Source organism: Euhalothece natronophila Z-M001, from assembly GCF_007904085.1.
In the GTDB taxonomy this organism is placed as follows: Bacteria; Cyanobacteriota; Cyanobacteriia; order Cyanobacteriales; family Rubidibacteraceae; genus Halothece; species Halothece natronophila.
Genome location: NZ_CP042326.1, coordinates 2992940 through 3009533, shown reverse-complemented (window position 1 = coordinate 3009533; position 16594 = coordinate 2992940). Strand labels below are relative to the sequence as shown.

Below are 16594 nucleotides of genomic sequence, written 5' to 3'. Positions count from 1 at the left end.
TAGTAATTATTCAGTTTAGCCCCATGAAAACTTACTGCACTCGTCCAAACTGTTCCCAGCCGATTAATGAGTTTTCTGAGTTAGATGATCGCGCTGAGTTACAAACCAGTCAACAAAAATATTGCAATTGTTGTGGAATGCCTCAAATTTTAGCAGGGCGATATATTCCGCAACAACTCTTAGGAAAAGGGGGGTTTGGGGCTGCGTATCTCGCAATTGATCGTTATAGTACCCAGCTTCGTCAATGTGTGGTTAAACAATTTCAGCCTTCTGCTAGTTTTCGGGAAAAGCACTTAAAAACAGCCGAGAAATTATTTCGTCGGGAAGCGGAAGTGCTAGAGAGTTTAGGAAATCATCATCCACAAATTCCTGATTTATATGCTTTTTTCCCGTTAATTGCATCAGAAGGAGAAGAGGAAAAGCAATTTTTTTATATTGTTCAACAGTATATTGATGGGGAAACTTTAGAACAAGAGTTGCAGCGAAAGGGAAGGTTACAGGAAGCAGAAATTTGGGATTTATTAGAGAATTTACTGTCTATTTTAAAGTTTGTCCATGAACATAATTCGATTCATCGTGATATTAAACCTTCTAATATTATACGCGATCGCGAAGGAAAGATATATCTGTTAGATTTTGGGGCAGTTAAACGAGTAACAGGAGCAAGCACAGGCAATAATTATTCCACAGGAATTTTCTCAATGGGGTTTGCCCCTCCTGAACAAATGCATGGGCGAGAAATTTATCCCTCTACCGATTTATATGCTTTAGCGGCTACTTGTATGTGTTTACTCACTGGACAACCCATTCAGGAATTATACGATTCTTATAATAATCAGTGGCGGTGGGATATTTGTCCTGAAATTAGTGAGAAACTATGCCAGATTCTGCAAAAAATGCTATTAGCAACCCCTAAAGATCGTTTTGCCTCTGCCGAAGGGGTTTTAAGTGCTTTCAAGGAAGAAGAAAATACAGAAGTGAAAGCACAAATTACTGAGTCTAATGCTTCTGAAGAGTCTATCTTAAAGCAACCTGCTAATTTACAGTCCTTATTGTCAGTTTCTCAACCGCCACAGACTAATCCCCCAGAAAAAAAAGAAGAACAAGAGGTAACTCCTGTACAATCTTCCGAAAAAGATGTTTCCCCCTCCACAGAGAAGCAAGTTTCAGAGAATGCACCAACAGAAGTGAAAACAACCCATCAATCTTCTGTGCGATCAGATCCCCCTCTTGAAAAAACGCCTTCTAAACGTTCTAATTTTCCTTTATGGGAGATTTTAGCCAATGTTGGATTTACAGGTTCAGAAGGAGCTTTATTATTAATCGCTTTAACCAGTGTTTTTTCCTTTCCAGCAATTAGTGTGGGGCTTTGGGGAATGACTATGGGAGGGTTAATTTATGCTCAGTGGAAACGATGGATTGAGAAGTTTGATTTATTAATTTTAGGAGGAATGACTTTAGGATTAGTCATATTTATTCCTCCTTTGAGTAATCCGCCAGCTTTAATCGTCGTGGTGGCAACAGTGGTTGCGGGAGCAGGCGCGATCGCGCTAGTAACCCTTCTCCGTCTCATATTACAACTAATGGCTCGTTGATTTTCTCCTGAACTTCACAAAAATTGTTAAGCTACCAATAAATCAATCACTTTAACTTATTGCTTATGGCGCAAAAGAATGAAAACTTAATTCTAGTGCCAACATTATTAATAACTCTTACTATTCTTAGCGTTGGCGTTTGGTGGCTTTGGCAAAATGTTGATGATAATGAACAATATACAGAAAACACTGATGATTCCTCTCTGAGGGCTCCTAACACCCTTGGAGAAGTTTCAAACGTCCCCTCTGGCTCATTTTCTTATTTCGGTAATCCTGCTTGGGGATCTATACAAGAAGGCATTGATCCCATTATCAGAGAAATTCATCCTCAATTTCAAATTCGCTATAGCACTTTTCTTAGCCAAACTTCTGAGCAAGAGAGTGAAATTGTAGAACAATTAAAAAATAATCAAATCGCTTTTTCCCAAGTCTCTAGCCCACTTACCAATGAACAAGGCGCTACAACGATTGAAGTTGATGGTAATTCCCTTGAGCAAATTCCAATTGCCTTAAATGTTATTGCCATTGCTGTTAATCGCAACTTAGATATTAGCGGTTTAAGTTTAGAACAATTACAAGGCATTTATACAGGAGAAATTCGCAATTGGGAAGAAGTGGGTGGCCCTAATTTAGAAATTATTCCTTACTCTGATCCTGAAGAAGAAAAACTCACTGTCAGATTCTTCTTAGAGGATGTTCTTGATGAAGAAAATTTAAGTCCTGAAGTTGAAACTGTTGAAAATCCTACTGTCGCTCTTAGAAAAGTATCAGAAAATGAAGGAGCAATTTATTATGGTAAAGCTCTACAAATCTTGCGAAATTGTGATATTAAACCCCTTCCTTTAGAAAATCAAGAAAATGAATTAGTTGCTCCTTATCAGGGATCTCTTGTTTCCCCAGAAGAGTGTCGTGAAACAGGAGCAGCCCACCAAATTAACAGAGATGCTTTTCAAAATGGAGACTATCCCCTCACTCGCCCTTGGTTTATTGTTTTTAATAAAAATGGGCGGCATAATGAGCGAGCAGGAAGAACTTATGCCAAACTCCTTTTAACACAACAAGGACAACATTTACTTCGTAATCAAGGATTGATTTCTATTCGTTAGTGTTTAAGCCTGGAGTTGGCTATTATACTGAATAATTTGCTCGCAAGTTTCTACCGAAGCTCGTTGCCTCATCACTTTTACTAAGGCTTGATAGGTTTCCTCATGTCTTTCTAAAAGCGATTTTGCTTGTAGTTTTGCCCAATCTTCTTTTTGTTGTCTTTGACTTTGAGGGTAGCCTAACTCACTTAAGACTAATTGTAACTGAGCGCGATCGTCGGCTCCTCCTTCGGCTTGACCATAGTATAAAATTTCCGCAGCTATACCAGCACACCAAACAGTGCAAAAGCGATCTAACATTAAGTTAATCTGATTGGGCTGAGTACCACTATTCTCTAATGGTGTCGTATCAAATTGGACTCCCCCATTTCCCGGTTGTTTTTGACGAAAGGCTTCCCAAGCTGTGAGACTATAACCCGTAATCGGAATGCCTAAAAAATAAGCGACAAGGAAATGCCCCGCCTCATGATGTAATACTCTTTCTCGTTGTTTTGCTGTAGAAAATAAATCTAGAAAAAGGGTAACTCCACGATTTTCCCAAGCTAATGTATCTACTGTTAGCAACCCCATCACAGTCAAGGTAACTCCAGCAGGATAAATTACGGGAATATTAAAAATGGGAGCAATTAAAGCAAACATGGTCATGGCAAAAACGCCAATCGCAAGTATATTGAGGCTAAGAGGTTGCATAAAACACAAATATTTGGAGCCTAATAACTTAAGAAATGGGAGGAAGAAGTTTCCTCTTCAATGTGATGATAACTCTTCCCATTAGTTTCGTTTTCACTGGGAAGTTGCAGTTGACCATTGGCTGCTAAATCCGTAAACTTCCCAATATTACGGAATTTTTGATAACGTTGTTCTTTTCTCTGCTGTGGTGACAACTGCATCAGTTCATCTAAATTACTAATTAAGGCTTCTTTTAAGAAGTTGGCTGCCGTAATAGGATCAGCATGAGCGCCCCGTACTGGCTCACTGAGAATCTGATCTAAGATGCCGAGGTCTTTTAAGTCCCAAGCGGTAATTTTTAGGGCTTCACAGGCTTGTTCTGACTTTCCTGAGTCTTTCCAGAGAATGGCTGCACAGGCTTCGGGAGTTGCTACGGTGTAAACAGCGTGTTCTAACATTAAAATGCGATCGCCGACACCAATCCCTAAAGCGCCTCCTGATCCCCCTTCACCAATCACCGTGCAGAGAATGGGAACATCTAGACTAAACATTTGTCTAAGATTATAGGCAATGGCTTCCCCTTGTCCCGTTTTTTCTGCTTCTACCCCTGCCCAAGCTCCGGGAGTATCAATGAAGGTGCAAATGGGCATCCGAAAATGGTTAGCGTGTTCCATCAACCGCATTGCCTTACGATAACCACTGGGAGAAGCCATACCAAAGTTACGAGCAACATTATCTTTAGTATCCCGTCCTTTTTGATGCCCTAACATCATCACAGGGCGACCATTGAGACGGGCAATGCCTCCCACTAAAGCAGGATCATCATCGCCAGCGCGATCGCCGTGTAGTTCAAACCATTCCTCACTCATCGCCTGAATATAATCTAGGGTACTAGGGCGACGAGGATGACGAGCTAACTGTAATCTTTGTGCTGGGGTTAAGGTGCTAAAAATTTCCTTACGCAGCTGAACAGCTTTTTCTTCGAGATGTTGAATTTGATCAGAGACATCCACTTGATTTTCTGTGGCTAGTTCACGAATTTGTTCAATCCGTGACTCTAGTTCACATAAGGGCTTTTCAAAGTCAAGTAGAAAGGTTCTGCGGTTTGATTTTGACATAGAAGAGTTGATCAGTCGCTAATAAAATTTTCTTATTTTTAGGAGGTTAACTTATTTATCAAGTAATAATAAAGGCTGAAAGCCATGCTTGCGGGAAGCTTCACCAATCTGATCCATTTTGGTGACTGTAATTTCATTGCGTCCCCAAGAAAAATTAGTGTACCATTTTTCAAACTCCAAAATCATTGCTTCGGCAAAACAAGCAAATAATTGCCGATTTGGGGTTTCCATATTGACTAATTCCATAATCTTCCATTCAATATCAAGGGAATGCTCGACAATTCCTCCCTTTAAGATGGCAATTTCTGGATGTTGAACTTGGGAATCAAAATTTTTCGGATAACCGCCGTCAATAATTAAGCAGGGCTTTTTCAGGGCTTCGGCACTAATTTCTACCCCTTTAGGTAAACTTGCCACCCAAACCACAATATCAGCTTGGCTTAAGGCTTCGTCCATGGGTAGAATTTTACCACGTCCCAGTTCTGATTGGAGAGTATCTAAACGCTCTTGATTGCGAGCTACCAACAGTAAATTTTTAACTGCGGTATTGGTGTTTAACCAGCGACAAACGCCACTGCCAATGTCACCCGTTGCCCCACAAACGGCAATTGTTGCCTGGGAGATATCGATTCCAATTTGTTGCGCCCCCTGCACCACTTGTTGACAAATGATGTATGCTGTATGGGTATTGCCCGTGGTGAATCGTCGAAAATCTAACTCTACATTCCTAACTTGACGGTTATTCTGAAGATTAAAATTTTCAAAAACAATGGAGGAAAAGCCACCAAGGGCAGTAATATCAATGTTGGCTTTTTGAGCCTGCGCCATGGCATTGAGGATTTTACGAATAGCAGCTTTAATGCGACGCTGTGTTAGCATTTCCGGAAGAAAACAGGATTCTACATACTTGCCAGTAATCGTTTCTCCCGTCAAGCTGGTTACTTTAATTTCATCAACAATTTGCGGTGGTGCTGAACACCAAAAATCTAATCCCTGCTCATGATATTCAGGATAGCCAAGCTGTTTAGCAACCTTTTGGGCGTGTTCTAAGCTGGTCAAATGACCGATCAAACCAAACATGAATTTCTCGTGCAACACCTAGCAATCAGGTGGTTATAAATGATAAATCTCGTTTTGGGTCAATTAAACCCACTTCACTAATCTTAAAACTTTTTTGGGAAGAATTAAAGTGTAAGTCATATCCTAGAATCCCCGCGATCGCGAAGATAACTAGGATAATCAATTAGTCACAGGTTTAGCACCAATGACGCTGGTAACGAGAAAAAATTAACCTTCTCGTAAGCCGTAGGCAGACATCCGCATAATTTCACGAGTGTTAAACCCAACGTTACTGAGGGCTTCCCCGTAGGCAATCATAAAGTCTTCGACGAGGGCATCTTTTTCCATCCCTAAGACTTCCGCATCAGCAGCCACTTTGTTGAGCATTTTCCACACGAGGGGAAGATTTTCTTTATTGGCTTGTTCCAATTCTTCCTTAACACTGTCGAAGTTGGCTTTTAACCATTCCTCGCCGTAGTTAAGGTGGCTGTATTCATCTTTAACCACCCCTTCTGTGATTTTACGAGCAAAGGGATCAGCCACAGGAATATAGATGTTATACGCGGCGATCGCGAAACATTCAATAATCAGAGCTTGAATCAATAAGCACGTAACGACTTTCCCTTCTGCGAGGGCTTGCTGAAAGTTTTGGTGCAATTCCGAGAAAAATTCCTGGGCAAATTCCATGTCAGGAGTCACATTCAAGTTTTTGCCACAGGCTTGAAATCCCTTTTTATGTCGTGCTTCCATTTTAGAAAGACGGGTTAACTCATCTTTACTATCCGGAAGCAAGTCTATTAAGTGAATATAGTTGTCTTTTGCTTCTTGTTCCCCTTCAATTACAATAGCATTGATACGACTATAAGCATCTTTATAGGTTTCGCTAGTGTAATCTAGAGTTGGGGTAGTTGCAACATCTGGCATAAGTTTCTAGTCTCCTATGGCTTCTTTACCACCAATAATATATTTAGCTGAGGCGTTTTCGCCAAGATTTTCGGTAATATCGCTTTGAATCTTTCTATAGAAACAATTAGCCTTATCTTATCTATCCTAGTCTATCTTAACTTTCTTTGTGGCAAATGGGTAATTTCAAAACACGATGCGACTCTTAATTTTAATTCTCGGCGCTGGAATTCTCTTATCCCCGATTGCTATCATCTTAATTACATCTTTAGCTCCTGAAGGAACTCCCAGCTATCTTGATATTAATATTGATTCTTTGACTTTAGATAATTACTGGGAAGCATGGCAACAAGCTAATTTTTTGCTTGCTTTTGGCAATTCAGCGTTAGTTGCCCTCACTGTTACAGGTTTTCAATTAATCACTGCTTCGTTGGCAGGATATGCCTTAGCGCGACTCAAATTTCGCGGTCGTCGTATGCTATTGCTAGTAATTTTAGCCACTTTAGTAATTCCATTTCAACTTTTAGTAATTCCGATTTTTTTAGTCTTAAAGTGGGGAAACTTAATTAATACTTATGGAGCGTTAATTTTACCGACTGCAGTTAATGGCTTTAGTATTTTTCTCATGCGTCAGTATTTTACAACTATTCCTATACAGTTAGAAGAAGCAGCGGCTTTAGATGGGGCAAATCGCTGGCAAATTCTTAAAGAAATTATGTTACCTTTGGCGCGACCAGCTTTAGTAACTGTTTTTCTGTTTACCTTTATCGGTGAGTGGAATGATTTATTTAAGCCTTTGGTTTTTACAACTCGTCCTGAGTTACAAACTGTTCAACTCGCGTTAGCTGAATTTCAAGAACAGTTTACCAGTGATTGGTCTTTGCTAATGGCAGCCGTAATTATTGTTACGATCCCTATTGTTATTTTATTCCTTGTTGGACAACGACAATTTGTGCAAGGAATTAGTAGTACAGGAATTAAGGAATAAATTATTCGTCCTTTGTCCTTCGTCCTTTGTTGTTTGTAAACTAATGACTAATGACTAATCTATGTCATAATTTTTTACAGAGTTCTCAGGAATTAAGACAATGACTGAACCTGCTGAAGAAAAAACCCTAGCTGAAGCCGCCCCTTCTCGGTTTGAATGTCGTAGCTGTGGCTATGTTTATGAACCGGATAAAGGTGATAGTGGCCAGAATGTTCCAGCGGGAACAAAATTTGAAGATTTGCCAGAAAATTGGCGGTGTCCAGTTTGTGGGGCCCGGCGCAATGTATTTGATGATATTGGGGCAATTAATGCTCCCTCGGGCTTTCAAGAAAATCTTTCCTATGGCTTTGGGGTAAATCGTTTAACACCCAAACAAAAAAATATTCTCATTTTTGGAGCCTTAGGACTTGGATTTTTAATGTTTATTAGCTTATATGGTCTTGGTTAGAGGGGCAAAACCTGCTACGCTAATTAAGTTGGGATGATTTCCGTGACTAAGTTTGAAGAAAAACAAGCATGAGTAGATTGTTAAAATTGTTTAAGCAGATCGCGCTTTTAGTCGCGATCGCGCTTTTTACGTTCGGTTGTAGTGATGTTCCTTCGACTGAGTCAAACCCTTGGCAAGTTTTGAGCAATATACCAACTGAAGAAAGTCTCCTAGATATTGGTTTTACGGGAAATCCTGATCATGGTTGGATGGTGGGGAACAAAGCCACCTTACTAGAAACCTATGATGGGGGAGACACTTGGGAAGCCAAAGAACTGCAATTAGAAGAAGGGGACAAAGTAGATCTTCTCTCGGTAAGTTTTTACGGGGAAGAGGGTTGGATTGTTGGAGAACCTTCAATCTTATTGCATACCAATGATGGCGGAAAGGATTGGTCTAGAATTGCTCTCAGCAAAAAGCTGCCAGGAGAACCTTACAGTATTACTGCCCTTGGAGAGAATACTGCTGAAATGACCACAGATGTGGGTGCAATTTATAAAACTACTGATGGTGGTAAAAATTGGGAAGCCCTTGTGGAAGAAGCAGTAGGAGTCTCTAGAAATATCTCTCGTTCGGAGGATGGCAAATATGTGGCTGTCTCTGCTCGGGGAAATTTTTACTCCACTTGGACTCCTGGGGATAAGGCCTGGCAACCCCATGAACGAAATACTTCTCGTCGCGTTCAAAATATGGGATTCACCCCTGATGGACGAGTGTGGTTACTCGCCCGCGGTGGTCAAATTCAGTTTACTGAGTCCGAAGACTTTGAGAGTTGGTTAGAGCCAGAATATCCAGAATTTTCAGCCTCTTGGGGGTTATTGGATATTGGTTATCGCAATGAGGATGAGCTTTGGGTTGCCGGTGGCGGCGGTAACTTGTTGTGTCGCTCTCAATCAGAGGGGATTTGGAAAAAAGATCGTGCGGTAGAAGAAGTGCCGGGGAACTTCTATGAAGTGAAATTTATGAATCCTGAAAAAGGATTTATTCTCGGCGATCGCGGCACAGTGTTAAAATATAAGCCTTCTGCTGATGCGGCTTAACCATGCCAATTGTTAAAACATTTCTTATCATATATTAAGTAAGGAAACATTTTTTGTAAAAGGAGAAAGATCTGATGGCAGGAGATACAGGAGAGCGTCCATTTTCTGATATTATTACCAGCGTTCGTTATTGGGTAATTCATAGCATTACTATCCCAATGCTATTTATTGCAGGTTGGCTTTTTGTCAGCACTGGCTTAGCTTATGATGCTTTTGGGACTCCTCGTCCCGACGAGTATTTTACGCAAGAACGGCAGGAATTACCCATTATCAGCGATCGCTTTAAGGCAAGCGAAGAAGTACAAGAATTTAATAAGTAGTTATTCTTAATAAGGAGGAAAAACATGACTACAAATCGTCCCAATGAACCAGTAAGTTATCCTATTTTTACTGTTCGCTGGCTAGCTGTTCATACCCTAGCAGTGCCCACAGTTTTCTTTCTGGGCGCGATCGCTGCGATGCAGTTTATCCAAAGATAGGAGGAATTTATGGTAGATCGCAATCAAAACCCAAATAAGCAACCGGTTGAACTCAATCGGACTTCCCTTTATTTGGGATTATTACTGGTTTTTGTGTTGGGAATTCTGTTCTCAAGCTATTTCTTTAACTAAAACCCATTTAATACTTGTGTCAAAATTGTCTAGATCAATATAGGAGGAAAAAATCATGTCTGGAGACGGAAGAATTCCACTTTGGATTGTTGCAACGATTGCTGGTTTAGGCGTAATTGCTGTGGTAGGGATATTTTTCTACGGGGCTTATGCTGGAGTTGGTTCTGCTGTGTAAGCTGTTTTTAACTTACTGCTGTCAAAAAAACATTAATTAAAATGCTTCAGTTTTGATTAACCTATAAAGGGGTGAAAAACTAAGTTTGAGTTTGTACCTGTGAATTGGCTTTAAACTCCCCTTCCTTTTTTTTGAATCTCCCGTTAAGCGTAACAGCTATAACGGGAGATTTTTGCTTCAATGGTTTATTTTAGATTTTCTTGAGGAATAGTCTCTCAGTACGGGTTAATGTAATCAAGGCAAAAAATGCCTCTGTGTTACTTTATTGAGCTTTATGTTTTTCCAGCAACGCCTGGGCGCGAGGCTTATAAATCAGATAAAACAGCGATTCAATATAACGCAACATATCTTCCCGATTTTCCTTAGAAGTAAAGTTCCAAAAGCCGTAAATTCGAGCTAAAGAGAGGAGTTTTGTGGTATGAATTTTCCATGTATAACTGCTATAAACTCGTTCCATAGCTTTTTCTGAAATCCTGTTCCAATGTTCTGCTTGTTTTTCACATTTCTGCACAAAATCGAGAATTTTTTGTCCCGTTTCCTCTGGTTTAGTGGGGTTAATATAAAAGCCATTCACTTGATCTTGAATAATCTCTAGTGGGCCCCCAAACTGTGTCCCAAATGTGGGTAAACCTGAAATCATGGCTTCAAGAATCGTTAAACCAAACGCCTCAAATAAAGCTGGCTGAACAAAGATCCCCTGATGATCCGCAATAACACGATAAACTTCCCCAGAATCACTTTTTGGCAACCGCACTCCTAACCAACGGATTTTGCCATGAAGATTATATTCATCAATGAGACGATACATTTTCTCAATTTCGTCTCGTTCTTCGCTATCTGTGGTTTCTGAAGTACTCAGTTTCCCTGCAATTAAAATTAGGTTACAGTGTTCCTGCAATTGTGGCGATTTGCCAAAACATTCCACTAAACCCGTTAAATTTTTAATGCGGTCTAAACGCGCCATGGAGAAAAGAGGGCGTTTTTCTGGATTATCTAACTTCCCAAAAACTTGCGATTCATCATTACTATAGAAGAGCAATTCTTCAACTTGTTCAATTTTGCTCGGAATGCGATCTTCAGTTTTACTATAAGGGAAATAAATATTTTCATTTACGCCTGGGGGAACAACATTAAACTTAGGTGAAAATAGTTCAATACCATTCACCACATGATATAAATCAGGCATAGTAAAGTTCTGATAAGACTCATATTGCCCGACACTATCGGGTCGTCCCACAATTTCTTGATAGGTACTGCTGATAATACATTGCGCTGCATTCATGGCAATTAAATCAGCCGTAAATTGAATGGAAAAGTGGTAAGTTTTTTCTAATTCTTGCCAGTAGAGATTACTAAATAAGTATTTTGATTTCTCTAAAGCATGAGCGACATTAAACTGCGTTACATTGAGGCGACGGGCTAATAAAAAAGCAACTAAATTGCCATCAGAATAATTTCCAATAATTAGATCAGGTTTACCTTCAAATTCAGCACAAATTTCTTTTTCGGCATCAATGGCATAGGTTTCTAAATAGGGCCAAATTTCAAAGCGAGAAATCCAATTATCAGTAATCTCAGGATTTCGTTCACGGAAAGGCACTCTCAGTATCCAAGCATTTTCTGTACCATAAACCTTTTCTAAACGTTCATTACAGCGTGTTCCATCATTATTAGGAATTAATCGAGAGAGAATTAAAACTTTGGGCTTGACACCTAACCCTTGTAATCCTGCTAATTCAATATCCTCTTCTAATTGTTTTTCTAAACTTCTTGCCTGATCTAACACATATACCACTTGACCGCCAGTATCAGGTCGTCCTAAAACCCCCTCCTGTCCAAACCAACCATGAACGGAGACAAGGACAATTCTAAAGATCATCGGGATACGAGAGAGGAAAGCCTCTAAACTCTGATTATCAGGAGAATCAATTAGTTCATCCAAAATTTCTAGGCTTTCTTTAATGCGTCCCGCGGTGTTTCCCCAACCTGGTTCAAACCCTAAATCTTGCAACTCAAAGCGGATGTCTTCATAAGGTTTATCTTGTGGAAGATCGCTAACAAAAGCAAGGGCCCGTTTGACTTGCGTTGAAAGTTGCTTTTGGTCACGGATACGCCCATTGATGAGAAGCGTTATGCCATTGTAGTGATGAAGACTGAGAAAGTTATAAACTGCTGTTAGCCATTGGTTGGGGTCTTGGAATAGTTTACTGGACATATAGCGGTTGAGAAAATCTACCCCACGCCCAATGTTTTTAGAGTCTTTAATAATTGGAGAGTAATCATAAAAAGGCTGAAAGTCAATTTCAAACACATCCCCTTCTTCTGGGTGATAATGGTTGACGTAACGATCGCGCACATCTAGTAATTCTTGGATAGTTAGGGGTTCAAAACTAAGATCATCAAAAACCCGATAACTTTCTTGTTTAGCAATTTGCGGCCGCACGATTAAATAGAGCGTTTCGTATTCTAAAATGAGTTCCTGTGTATAGTAGATGAGGCGACCCAAAGCTGATGTCTGGGAATAATCTGATTCTTTTTGGTGATCCTCACAGAAGTTTGAAAAAGCATTCAGGATATCATTGCGTAGTAAATAGCGATGAGAACCGTCACGACGTAAGAGATCAATAAAGTCTCGTAAATCCTTTTTTTCTTGGCTTTCGACAACTGCTTGTAGTAACTCAGACATCAATATTTCCTTTTTACTTACAACTTCACTTACTCAGTATCGGTGAATCTAGAATGTGCTTCTACTTTCTTCAGGAGTAATTCCCTTGTTCATTATACAAAGCGCAATTGTGAACTTTCTGCTATCAGCAAGGTTTAATTTTTTCTTTTTGATCCTTAAAATTTTATAATTTATAGGAATCAGCGATTACAGAGGATTATGCAACATTCCATCCATCCGCTTCTACAAGAAATCACTCCCTCTCTCAATCATGAGAAACTGGCAATGATTTTAAGCCAACAAGAGAATGTTCTCCTAATTCAGGATTTAGATGGGGTTTGTATGGAACTGGTAAAAGATCCCCTTAATCGCACAATTAATCCTGACTATGTACAGGCTACAAAAGCCTTTGCTGGTCATTTCTATGTTTTAACTAATGGGGAACATATTGGTAAACGGGGGGTAAATGGAATTATCGATCGCGCTTTTGGGGATAGTCATTTTGTGCGAGAAAATGCCCTTTATTTACCCGGTTTAGCGGCTGGTGGAGTACAATGGCAGGATCGACGGGGAAATATTGCTCATCCAGGAGTCACAGAACAAGAGTTAACGTTTTTAGCCCAAATTCCCCAACGGATTAAACGCCAATTAGAAGAGTTTTTTACTCAACATTCAACTTCCCTCTCAGCAACGGAAATAGAATCGGGAATTGAAGCCTCAATTTTAGATAATGTTGCTTCTCCCACAGCGAACTTAAATACGTTGTATGAAGCCTTACAAAATCAGCCACAGGTTTATTTGGCTTTACAGCAAACCATGAGACACTTAATGGAAACACTGCTACAAGAAGCCGAAGAACAAGGCTTAGCAGAGTCCTTCTTTGTTCATTATGCCCCCAATTTGGGACGGGATGAAACAGGAAAAGAGATTTTGCGTCCAGTTCAAGATACGGATTCGGGAACTACGGATTTCCAGTTTATGCTTCGTGGTGCAATTAAGGAAGCAGGGGTTTTATATCTCCTCAATCATTACTATTATCAACGCACTGGCAACTATCCTCTCGGAAAACATTTTAGTGTGCGTCATGCACCGGCGGACTATTCCCAATTACGACAATTAGTTCATGATTCTTTTGATCCTGATATTATGCCGATTATGGTTGGGGTGGGCGATACGGTTAATAGCAGTGTTACTTACACCAATGGTAAACCAGAAATCCGAAGAGGCGGCAGCGATCGCGCTTTTCTTCAATTAATCCAAGATATTCATCCCCAAAATCTTGTCGTTTATATTGATAGCAGTGGGGGAGAGGTGAAAAATCGTAAAGCTGTAGAAGTGGAAACCACGCCCACTGGAAAACAAAAGGTAATTTCTGGCCCCTGTGATCCCCAAGATACAACCGATCCCTTGCAATTAGATGTTATTTTCCCCCAAGGGGCTTCTCAATATACGGCTTTTTTCCGTGATGTAGCAACTCGTCGCCTGTCAGTTGACGCTCTCCCACTAAATCAGAGATTATAGTGGGAGATTCTTGCTTCTAACTACTAGAAACTAGGTTTCCAGCAGACGAGTCCGCTTGCCCCAATTGTTCGGAAACAACTGAAGTAGAAGCGGGTCTCTCCACAAGCTTTGAGTCTGGCTCGAAGCCAGCCGTTCCAGTCCGCCCGACTGTACGGAGTCCTTCTCTCAGAATGTTAATCGCGGCATTTTCATCTCTATCCAATTTAGTCCCACACTGACAAGCATGGGTTCTAGTTGATAGAGACTTTTTCACAATTCGACCGCAATTAGAGCATTCTTGAGAAGTGTAGTGAGGAGGAACAGCCACCGCTACTTTCCCAAACTTTTGTGCAAAATACTCTAACCACACTCGGAACTGATACCAACCAACATCTGAGATTGACTTAGCTAGACAGTGGTTCTTAACCATGTTAGACACCTTTAAGTTTTCATAGGCGATGAAGTCGTTAGACTTCACTACGCAACGCGCCAGTCTCAAGGCGTGTTCTTTACGTTGCCTACTTATTCTTAAATGTGCTTTACCTAACTTCTGTCTAGCTTTTCTGCGATTAGATGATCCTTTCTGTTTCTTAGAAAGACGGCGTTGAAGCCGTTTTAATTTCTGTTCCCCCTCTCTAAAGAAACGAGGATTAGGCTCTTTATGACCATCAGAGTCAGTGTAGAAGGATTCTAAACCAACATCTAATCCTATGGTTCTCTTGGTCGGTTCTAGTTGTTCTTTTACCTCTGTATTAATCAGGAATTGACAATAGTAACCGTCAGCCCTGCGAAGTAACCGTACTCGTTTAATTTCATCAGGATGGTAGAAATGAAGGTCTCTAGTTCCAACTAACTTAACCCGACCAATGCCTTTTTTGTCAGTAAAAGTTATATGTTTTCGGGTATTTAGGTCGAGCTTCCAGCCAGATGTTTTATATTCAACACTGCGGTTGTTTTTTTGGAACTGAGGATACCCTTTCTTTCCTTTAATTCCTTTCTTACAGTTATCGTAGAACCGATTAATTGAAGACCAAGCCCGTTCAGCAGCGGACTGTCTAGCCATAGAGTTTAGTTGTTTAGCCCAAGTAAACTCTTCTGCCAATTGTTTACAGAGTTTGTTGAGAGCGTATTTATTAACGCCTTGATTGTCCATCCAGTAACGAATGCACTTATTTCGGATGAATTGTGTCGTCCGAATTGCTTCGTCAATGGCTTGAGTTTGAGCTTTTTTGGCTTTGACCTTAAACTCTAAGACAAACATCTTATGCTGAACTTTGTGGTTAAATTAATTCTAACACAAAAGATTTAAGGTTGTCCTGTCGGACTTTATTTTTTTGGGCGACGATTCATCTCCCATTAACCTGACGGTATAATGGGGCGGAGCAAAGCGTGAGCATCTTCTCATCGCATCAAGATAAACCGGTTTAACAATAATCAATCAGCTTTAAAAAAAGATATCCCCCAACCTAGGAATAGGGAGGGGGGAAATGGGGGTTTCCCTAAACCTAGGAATAAGGGGGAATTAGGTGAGGGGGATATAAATACTTTAGCACACCAGCAAAGCGACTGCAATATTAAGCAGTAACGCTTGTGGTGTGGACAAAAAATGAGTGGAGTGCCACGCTAGGTGACTTCTTGGGCGCACATGCTATTCGCAGTGCTATCCTAGTCTTTCAACTAGCTCCTCAAGCGTCAATTCCCATCCTCCCGATGGTACTGATTTTATTATAAATAATTTTCCTTTGCATTGGCAACAGGAGTTATCTTAATTTATATTACGCTGAGAGTCTGCCCCTAAAATCGCAATGGCGCTTCCTGTTAATAAAATGATTGCGCCGATTAAGACTAAAATACTGGGAACTTCTCCAAAGACAAAAAAGCCTAGAATACTAGCACTCACTGGTTCAAATAAAAGGGCAAGGGTGACAAAAGTAGGAGAAATAAACCGTACCGCCCAATTAAAGCTAGTATGCCCTAAAACTTGCGAAAACAGAGCCATTCCTAATAAATAAACATAAACTTCTCGGGGATATCCCCAGTAATTAATCCCAAAAAACAAGGGCAAAGGTAATAATAAAATGGCAGCGGTGCTATACGCGATCGCGCTATAATGACCAATACTTAATCCTGAGGCTTGCGCTTGTTTTCCTAATAATAGATAAAAACTTGCCGACCATGCCCCTAGTAAAGCTAAAGCATCTCCTAATAGCGGATTCGTACCACCAGAGAGGCTACCAGCATCCCCAATCGCAATACAAAATCCACCTAATAAAGAAATTCCAATTCCTAAAATTGTGAAGCGCGTGGGTTTTTCTTTTAGCCAAAACCAAGATAAAAGAGTTACCCAAATTGGATTCGTGGTAACAATCGTAGTAGAAGCCGCGATAGAGGTAAAAGAGAGAGAGGTAATCCAAAAAGCGAAATGAAACATTAAAGTCATTCCGGCACCGATCGCGTATTGATAGCCCTGACGAGAAACAGGAATTGGAAATTGATTAATTAAAACAGGAAGTAATGCTACGGAGGCAAAAGTTAATCGTACTGCCGCAATAAACAAACTAAACCCGAGTCCACTTTCTCCCGTAACTTGCAGACAAAGACGAATAAAAATGGCAGCAGTGGAAACCCCAACTACTCCCAGTAGTAAAATAATTAAAACTCGTCCCTGTTTCGGAAACATC

18 protein-coding genes are annotated in these 16594 nt (G+C 40.3%); 11 read left to right on the top strand and 7 right to left on the bottom strand.

The genetic code is table 11. From position 1 onward, the window contains the following. The first annotated feature begins 23 nt into the window (after positions 1-23). Positions 24-1595 (top strand): serine/threonine-protein kinase, encoded by a 1572-nt coding sequence (locus FRE64_RS14835; RefSeq protein ID WP_146296942.1) that lies wholly within the window; start codon positions 24-26, stop codon positions 1593-1595. Between the two features lie 65 nt (positions 1596-1660). Then, positions 1661-2701 (top strand): PstS family phosphate ABC transporter substrate-binding protein, encoded by a 1041-nt coding sequence (locus FRE64_RS14830; protein WP_146296941.1) that lies wholly within the window; start codon positions 1661-1663, stop codon positions 2699-2701. A gap of 3 nt (positions 2702-2704) precedes the next feature. Here FRE64_RS14830 and FRE64_RS14825 read toward each other — a convergent pair whose 3' ends face one another. From FRE64_RS14825 to FRE64_RS14810, 4 genes are all read right to left on the bottom strand, one after another. After that, positions 2705-3388: an ATP-dependent Zn protease gene (locus FRE64_RS14825; protein WP_146296940.1), complete on the bottom strand. Its 684-nt coding sequence runs from the start codon at positions 3386-3388 to the stop codon at positions 2705-2707. A gap of 20 nt (positions 3389-3408) precedes the next feature. Further along, complete coding sequence (gene accA, locus FRE64_RS14820; protein WP_146296939.1) at positions 3409-4485, bottom strand: acetyl-CoA carboxylase carboxyl transferase subunit alpha; 1077 nt, start codon at positions 4483-4485, stop codon at positions 3409-3411. A 51-nt stretch (positions 4486-4536) separates the two neighbouring features. Further along, complete coding sequence (locus FRE64_RS14815; RefSeq protein WP_146296938.1) at positions 4537-5565, bottom strand: long-chain acyl-[acyl-carrier-protein] reductase; 1029 nt, start codon at positions 5563-5565, stop codon at positions 4537-4539. A 207-nt stretch (positions 5566-5772) separates the two neighbouring features. Beyond that, positions 5773-6468 carry an aldehyde oxygenase (deformylating) gene (locus FRE64_RS14810; protein ID WP_146296937.1) on the bottom strand — a complete coding sequence of 232 codons (696 nt, stop codon included), beginning with the start codon at positions 6466-6468 and terminating at the stop codon, positions 5773-5775. A 175-nt stretch (positions 6469-6643) separates the two neighbouring features. Between FRE64_RS14810 and FRE64_RS14805 the strand changes: the two genes are divergently transcribed. The 7 genes from FRE64_RS14805 to FRE64_RS14775 all read left to right on the top strand — a co-directional run bounded on the left by FRE64_RS14805 (position 6644) and on the right by FRE64_RS14775 (position 9748). Beyond that, positions 6644-7435 (top strand): carbohydrate ABC transporter permease, encoded by a 792-nt coding sequence (locus tag FRE64_RS14805; RefSeq protein WP_146296936.1) that lies wholly within the window; start codon positions 6644-6646, stop codon positions 7433-7435. A 100-nt stretch (positions 7436-7535) separates the two neighbouring features. Next, on the top strand, positions 7536-7883 hold the full coding sequence (locus FRE64_RS14800) for a rubredoxin (RefSeq protein WP_146296935.1): 348 nt from the start codon (positions 7536-7538) through the stop codon (positions 7881-7883). Between the two features lie 68 nt (positions 7884-7951). Next, on the top strand, positions 7952-8962 hold the full coding sequence (locus tag FRE64_RS14795; protein WP_146296934.1) for a photosynthesis system II assembly factor Ycf48: 1011 nt from the start codon (positions 7952-7954) through the stop codon (positions 8960-8962). 74 nt (positions 8963-9036) lie between these two features. Next, the gene (gene psbE, locus FRE64_RS14790; protein ID WP_146296933.1) at positions 9037-9282 is read left to right on the top strand and encodes a cytochrome b559 subunit alpha; all 246 of its coding nucleotides are present in this window, start codon (positions 9037-9039) and stop codon (positions 9280-9282) included. A gap of 24 nt (positions 9283-9306) precedes the next feature. Next, on the top strand, positions 9307-9441 hold the full coding sequence (gene psbF, locus FRE64_RS14785; protein WP_146296932.1) for a cytochrome b559 subunit beta: 135 nt from the start codon (positions 9307-9309) through the stop codon (positions 9439-9441). A gap of 9 nt (positions 9442-9450) precedes the next feature. Next, on the top strand, positions 9451-9573 hold the full coding sequence (locus FRE64_RS14780; protein ID WP_015226647.1) for a photosystem II reaction center protein L: 123 nt from the start codon (positions 9451-9453) through the stop codon (positions 9571-9573). A 55-nt stretch (positions 9574-9628) separates the two neighbouring features. Then, a complete protein-coding gene (locus FRE64_RS14775; protein WP_146296931.1) occupies positions 9629-9748 on the top strand; it encodes a photosystem II reaction center protein J in 120 nt (39 codons plus the stop codon). A 262-nt stretch (positions 9749-10010) separates the two neighbouring features. Here FRE64_RS14775 and FRE64_RS14770 read toward each other — a convergent pair whose 3' ends face one another. After that, positions 10011-12434, bottom strand: coding sequence for a sucrose synthase (locus FRE64_RS14770; RefSeq protein WP_146296930.1), 2424 nt, complete (start codon positions 12432-12434; stop codon positions 10011-10013). Between the two features lie 198 nt (positions 12435-12632). Between FRE64_RS14770 and stpA the strand changes: the two genes are divergently transcribed. Further along, positions 12633-13934, top strand: coding sequence for a glucosylglycerol 3-phosphatase (stpA, locus tag FRE64_RS14765; protein ID WP_146296929.1), 1302 nt, complete (start codon positions 12633-12635; stop codon positions 13932-13934). 16 nt (positions 13935-13950) lie between these two features. On the opposite strand, the gene FRE64_RS14760 is transcribed toward stpA, so the two are convergent. Beyond that, complete coding sequence (locus FRE64_RS14760) at positions 13951-15174, bottom strand: RNA-guided endonuclease InsQ/TnpB family protein (protein ID WP_146296928.1); 1224 nt, start codon at positions 15172-15174, stop codon at positions 13951-13953. Positions 15175-15503: 329 nt separating this feature from the next. On the opposite strand from FRE64_RS14760, the gene FRE64_RS17585 reads away from it, so the two are divergent. Further along, complete coding sequence (locus FRE64_RS17585; RefSeq protein WP_186708865.1) at positions 15504-15644, top strand: hypothetical protein; 141 nt, start codon at positions 15504-15506, stop codon at positions 15642-15644. A 34-nt stretch (positions 15645-15678) separates the two neighbouring features. On the opposite strand, the gene FRE64_RS14755 is transcribed toward FRE64_RS17585, so the two are convergent. Next, positions 15679-16593, bottom strand: coding sequence for a DMT family transporter (locus FRE64_RS14755; protein WP_146296927.1), 915 nt, complete (start codon positions 16591-16593; stop codon positions 15679-15681). Between the last annotated feature and the right edge of the window lies 1 nt (position 16594).

Excerpts from the sequence above, each read along its gene's own strand:
- FRE64_RS14835 (WP_146296942.1), top strand. The coding sequence starts at position 24 with ATGAAAACTTACTGCACTCGTCCAAACTGTTCCCAGCCGATTAATGAG.
- FRE64_RS14830 (WP_146296941.1), top strand. The coding sequence starts at position 1,661 with ATGGCGCAAAAGAATGAAAACTTAATTCTAGTGCCAACATTATTAATA.
- FRE64_RS14825 (WP_146296940.1), bottom strand. The coding sequence starts at position 3,388 with ATGCAACCTCTTAGCCTCAATATACTTGCGATTGGCGTTTTTGCCATG.
- accA (WP_146296939.1), bottom strand. The coding sequence starts at position 4,485 with ATGTCAAAATCAAACCGCAGAACCTTTCTACTTGACTTTGAAAAGCCC.
- FRE64_RS14815 (WP_146296938.1), bottom strand. The coding sequence starts at position 5,565 with ATGTTTGGTTTGATCGGTCATTTGACCAGCTTAGAACACGCCCAAAAG.
- FRE64_RS14810 (WP_146296937.1), bottom strand. The coding sequence starts at position 6,468 with ATGCCAGATGTTGCAACTACCCCAACTCTAGATTACACTAGCGAAACC.
- FRE64_RS14805 (WP_146296936.1), top strand. The coding sequence starts at position 6,644 with ATGCGACTCTTAATTTTAATTCTCGGCGCTGGAATTCTCTTATCCCCG.
- FRE64_RS14800 (WP_146296935.1), top strand. The coding sequence starts at position 7,536 with ATGACTGAACCTGCTGAAGAAAAAACCCTAGCTGAAGCCGCCCCTTCT.
- FRE64_RS14795 (WP_146296934.1), top strand. The coding sequence starts at position 7,952 with ATGAGTAGATTGTTAAAATTGTTTAAGCAGATCGCGCTTTTAGTCGCG.
- psbE (WP_146296933.1), top strand. The coding sequence starts at position 9,037 with ATGGCAGGAGATACAGGAGAGCGTCCATTTTCTGATATTATTACCAGC.
- psbF (WP_146296932.1), top strand. The coding sequence starts at position 9,307 with ATGACTACAAATCGTCCCAATGAACCAGTAAGTTATCCTATTTTTACT.
- FRE64_RS14780 (WP_015226647.1), top strand. The coding sequence starts at position 9,451 with ATGGTAGATCGCAATCAAAACCCAAATAAGCAACCGGTTGAACTCAAT.
- FRE64_RS14775 (WP_146296931.1), top strand. The coding sequence starts at position 9,629 with ATGTCTGGAGACGGAAGAATTCCACTTTGGATTGTTGCAACGATTGCT.
- FRE64_RS14770 (WP_146296930.1), bottom strand. The coding sequence starts at position 12,434 with ATGTCTGAGTTACTACAAGCAGTTGTCGAAAGCCAAGAAAAAAAGGAT.
- stpA (WP_146296929.1), top strand. The coding sequence starts at position 12,633 with ATGCAACATTCCATCCATCCGCTTCTACAAGAAATCACTCCCTCTCTC.
- FRE64_RS14760 (WP_146296928.1), bottom strand. The coding sequence starts at position 15,174 with ATGTTTGTCTTAGAGTTTAAGGTCAAAGCCAAAAAAGCTCAAACTCAA.
- FRE64_RS14755 (WP_146296927.1), bottom strand. The coding sequence starts at position 16,593 with ATGTTTCCGAAACAGGGACGAGTTTTAATTATTTTACTACTGGGAGTA.